Origin of the sequence: Psychrilyobacter sp. (assembly GCF_049671765.1) — a bacterium.
Lineage (GTDB): Bacteria > Fusobacteriota > Fusobacteriia > Fusobacteriales > Fusobacteriaceae > Psychrilyobacter.
Genome location: NZ_JBATVM010000037.1, coordinates 1 through 4951 on the forward strand (window position 1 = coordinate 1; position 4951 = coordinate 4951).

Genomic DNA, 4951 nt, shown 5'->3' on the forward strand with positions numbered 1-4951 from the left:
TGCAAAAAAAATAAATTGTTTAGTCAAATGATAAAGAATTTTCGGTAAAAAATTTATTTCAAAGGATAATATAAATAAAAAAGTATATGCAAAAAGGAGCTTAAAAAATAAGCTTCTTCAAAAGTATAGAGTTTTAAAATTTTAAGGGTAATATAAATCTCCGTATTTTTTAGAGAATAAAAATATGTTTGATTATATCTATGAAAATGATTGTTATCAATTCAATAAAAAGATGATAAATCAAATTATTTTTGATAAAGGAAACGAAGGATTAAAAGAGGAATTAGAAACTGCTCATTTGACAACGACAAGAGAAAGGAAAGATTTAGAGGAGATAAAAAATTATATTGAAAAAAATATAAATGAGTATATTGAAAAGGTGTTTTTAAAGATAGAAAATAATACTGAAGAATCTATGGGAACGATAATTTGGTTATTGAATAATGATGATATATCTGGCGAAAACAAGATTGAGGTTATTAGAAAAGAAAATCAAAAAATAGATAATATTACAAAAGTAAATAACTCTGAATTATGGTCTGAAATTGTTGAGCATAATAGGATAACAGTTAGTTGGGAAAATCTTTTTATATACCATGAAAATGGAAATAGTGATGATGATATTTTATTTAACTATTTGAATGAAGAAAGTAATTATAATATTTTATCAGAATCAAAAATAAACACTTTTAAAGATGAACTTGAAGAAAAAAGAGCAGAAATAGTCTCATTTTCTAAAAAAATACTATCATCTGAAAAAATCAATGATATTGCATATGAGTATTTAATAAAAAGTATTCCATATTGGTATAGCTCATTAGAGCTATCAAATTTATCAATTGAGAAGGTTAATTTATTATTAGAAAATGAAAAATTGCAAGTTACTCAAAAAAATATAGAAGCCTTGAAGAAAAAAGAAGAGAGACAGCATATTATATTGATTGAAAATTTTATAGAAGATTATTTAAAAAACTTTGATAATATAGAGTTAGAGAGAGAAGACTATATTGAATTGTTGAAATCTAAAAAATTAGAAGTAAGTCATAAATTACAGATATTTGAAAATATAGATAGGACACTTATCGAAGATTTTATAGATGAATTTATAGGAATAGTTATTGGAAATAGAGCAAGTGAGGATAATTTATTTGATTTATTGAATATAGAAGATTTATCAAAAGAAAACAAGATAAAAATAATCGAAGATGTCGATGAAATAATTGATGATATAAAAAATGTAAAAGATTGTACTTTATGGTCTGAAATAATGAAAAATAATAAGTTGAAAGCTTGTTGGGGTAATGTTTCTGCTATTTATAGTAGTGAAGATCTTGATGAAAATATACTTGTTGAATATTTAAATAAAGAAAAACATTTCAAAGTATTATCAGAACAAGTATTTAAAAATGAAGAAGAATATGATTTAGACGGTTTTATATTAAAATCTAATAAAATCAATGATATAGCTTACTCTTTCTTAGCTGAAACTTTTGGAGCAAAATATGAAATTTTAGATATCAGTAAACTTTCAATTTCTAAAATAAATACTTTATTTAAATGCGAACTCTTAGCAATGAATGGTGAAATTATTGATGATTTAAAACAAGAATTTCCAGATAAGCATATTGAATTTATTGAAAAAAATATTGAAGAATATCTTGGTAATTTTGATAGAATAAATTTAGATAATGATGACTATACAAAATTATTAAAATCTAAAGAATTAAAAGAGAGAGAGAAACTAGAAATAATTAAAAATTTAGATATGCAAACTTTAAATGGAAATAATTATTTGATTTTTGAAATCTGCAACATTTATATTGAAAATCCAGAAGAAATTGATGAGGGGTTATCAAAAATTTTATTAGAATTATTGATAGCTCAAATTAAATATTTAAGTAAAAATGAAATAAATAATTATATTGGTTTGGCAGGAGAAGAATATAAGGGAATATCTCCTTTAGAAGGTGGAACAGTAGTACATATTCAGAATACTGAAAAGAATGAAAAATTGGCTAAGGAATTGGAAGAAAGGAAATATATATCAAGTTTTTCAATAAATAAAAATAATGAAATAAAAGTCAATAAATTTAGGGGGAAAAGAAGGTTATAAACTTTTAAATCGACATTTTAAAAATTTAGTAAATAAAATATGCAGAAAAAATTAGGAAAATATTCGACGACTTACATTAAACTATAACATCGATTCGATTTTTCCTAATTTTTTCAAATATGGAATATAAATTTTTAATAAGTCTTGAACTTTGGTTACTGTTTTCTACATCTTAATTTTTTTCTAAACAGAAACAAATTAAGTACTCGTAGATCGAGAAAGTAACAGAATTTTTTTAAATAAAGGGGAGTAATATGGAAAACCAATCTAGGGATAGTAAATTTGAATTGTCTGTTTTAGGAGCTGTGTGGACAGTAGTATTTTATACACTTATAATACCGGTTCTTATAGGTCCATTTTATATGATATACGACAGCATTCCCTTTGGGGATATGGAGAATACCAAAGAGATAATTGGAATTTTGGGAAATATAATTTTAAGGATAATAATAGTAATATTAGTCTTTAAAAATATTAAAAAAAATAGAGATGAAAATTTCAAAATAGAATACATGGGGAAATTAAATTATAAATTATTGTTGTCTGTTATTTTATTGATTATGGGGTATTATCTTTGGTACCAAAGTTCCATTGGAATAATAATGGATAAAGTTCCACTTGAAGAGTGGATAAAAGAGGTAGAGAGAGAGATGGAACTACATCCATATTATGAAATTTTTTATGGAGCGACAGTAGCTCCTATCTTTGAAGAAATTTTCATGAGAGGGATAATCCTAGCAGGATTATTGAGTAGATATAGTCCAAAAAAAGCTATAATTATCTCTGCACTGATTTTTGGAATATGGCACTTCAATATTCATCAGTCTGTCAATGCAACACTTATAGGAATAATTTTAGGTATAATCTACTATAAGACCAATTCTTTGATATTGTGTATTACTTTACATATGACTAATAATATATTTGCAATGATTATGGGGGTAGCGAAAGAATATATGGGATACTCTCCTAATATCATTTCATTTGTAGTAGGAGTAATAATATTTATAGGTTCAGCCATACTTTTCTTTCAATATCTCAAGGGATTGGACGAAAAATTAGAAATGAATAAATTATATGAAAAACAGGAGGTACTATGAAGATATATTATTTTAGTGGATCGGGAAATTCGTATTATATAGCCCAAAAAATAGCTAAAAAAACTAAAGGAATTTTGGTAGATATAGCAAAGATAGAAGAAGATATAATTTTAGAGGACAAAGTAGGAGTTGTAGTTCCCTGTTATGCCTTTGGAGTTCCAGACCTAGTGCTTAAATTTTTAAAAAGAGTTCAAAATAAATCTACATATTCTTTTTTTATCCTTACATATGCCGGTTATTATGGTGGGACATTCAAACAAGTAGATAATCTAATGCCTTTTAATTATAACAAAGGAATCAAGATGCCAGGATCAGACACGGTATTTACTAGTAAAAAAAGTAGAGATGAAAAAAATGATAAAATCTATAGGGTAGCAGATGAGGAGATAGGTAAAATTATAAAAGAAATAAAAACTATGAAAGAAAATAAAATAAGTAGGAGTTTTGAATATTATCTATTACTTCCTGTATATAAATTAGCCATGTGGTATTTTAGAGGAGCCAAAAGAGGATTTAAAACCAATGAGAAATGTACCATGTGTGGATTTTGTGAAAAGATATGTCCGGTAGAAAATATAAAGGTAGGAGATAAAGTCGTTTGGGATGATCACTGTGAAGGATGCCTGAGATGTATTAACTATTGCCCCTTTGAAGCCATAGAATATAAAAAATACACTAGGGGAAAATTAAGGTTTAAAAATAAAAAGATAGACATAAGTAAGATTTAGATATAAGAATAAGGAAATATAATTTAATGGAGGAAAAATGCTGAAATATAAAGAGATTTTAGAGATACTAGAAGAAGTAGCAGAAAAAAATGAAAATAATTTAAAGATGATTTTAGAAAAAAAATTAAATGAAAGGGAGAAAAGGGTTTTTAGATGGCTATTTAAGGAATATGAGGATCCTTCAAAGAAGCGTTGGTTTGATCCCCATCATATAATATTTTCAACAAATTTTGCTTTAAGTTTAGTTGAGGAAGAAAATCTCGATAGATTGATAGTAACAGCAATAATATTACACGATAGTGGTTATTTTGCTATAGCTGATAAAAAAAATTGGATTAATTCAAATAGTAGAATTATTCATATGCAAGAAGGAGCGGCATTAGCATCTAAAATTTTATATGAGCAAGGTTTCAACTCAAAAGAAATAGAAAAGGTTGTGGGGATGATAGCTGTTCATGATAACCCATATATTGGTATTCCAATCACAGGAAGCGATAGGCTTGGTCTGAGAGATTGTGATAGGGCATGGGTAATGCACTCCCTTTCTTTTTATAAAGATCTAAGTGAAACAGGTAGAAATTATGAAAATCCAAAGGAACTGTTATTAGATAGGATAGTTCAATTTTATTCTCATGAGCATCCATTTAACAAATCAGAATGGAAGGTAGATCTACAGGAATTAAAAGATAATGGAATGTATATTGAAAAACCTGTTTACAAATTTACAAAACAATATATAGAAAAACAGTTTAACGAGAGAATAATGGAGAGCAATGATAGGGGCTTATTAAGTAATAGAGAGTTATTTACAAAATATTTAGAAGAAAACATTATAAATTCAATGAAAAAAATTAAGGTTTAAAAATAAAAAATAGGGGTGGCAAGTAATGGGGAAGAATCAAAATGTTTACGATGATGAAATATTCTTTGAAGGATATAAGGGGATCAGAGCACAGGAAAATAATTATAATAAATTACAGGAACAACCAGCAATAAAAAGTTTATTACCG

General features: G+C 26.2%; 4 protein-coding genes. All 4 read left to right on the forward strand.

Annotated features, from left to right (window positions below; genetic code table 11):
* The first annotated feature begins 184 nt into the window (after positions 1-184).
* The 4 genes from WBG30_RS01630 (at position 185) to WBG30_RS01645 (ending at position 4803) form a co-directional block, all read left to right on the forward strand.
* Positions 185-2113 (forward strand): hypothetical protein, encoded by a 1929-nt coding sequence (locus WBG30_RS01630; RefSeq protein ID WP_424502901.1) that lies wholly within the window; start codon positions 185-187, stop codon positions 2111-2113.
* 254 nt (positions 2114-2367) lie between these two features.
* Complete coding sequence (locus tag WBG30_RS01635; protein ID WP_424502902.1) at positions 2368-3213, forward strand: lysostaphin resistance A-like protein; 846 nt, start codon at positions 2368-2370, stop codon at positions 3211-3213.
* Entirely contained in the window at positions 3210-3941 is a 732-nt protein-coding gene (locus tag WBG30_RS01640) for an EFR1 family ferrodoxin (protein ID WP_424502903.1), read from the forward strand. The genes WBG30_RS01635 and WBG30_RS01640 overlap by 4 nt, the downstream gene beginning before the upstream one ends.
* Positions 3942-3978: 37 nt before the next feature.
* Positions 3979-4803 carry an HD domain-containing protein gene (locus WBG30_RS01645; protein ID WP_424502904.1) on the forward strand — a complete coding sequence of 275 codons (825 nt, stop codon included), beginning with the start codon at positions 3979-3981 and terminating at the stop codon, positions 4801-4803.
* Positions 4804-4951: the final 148 nt, after the last annotated feature.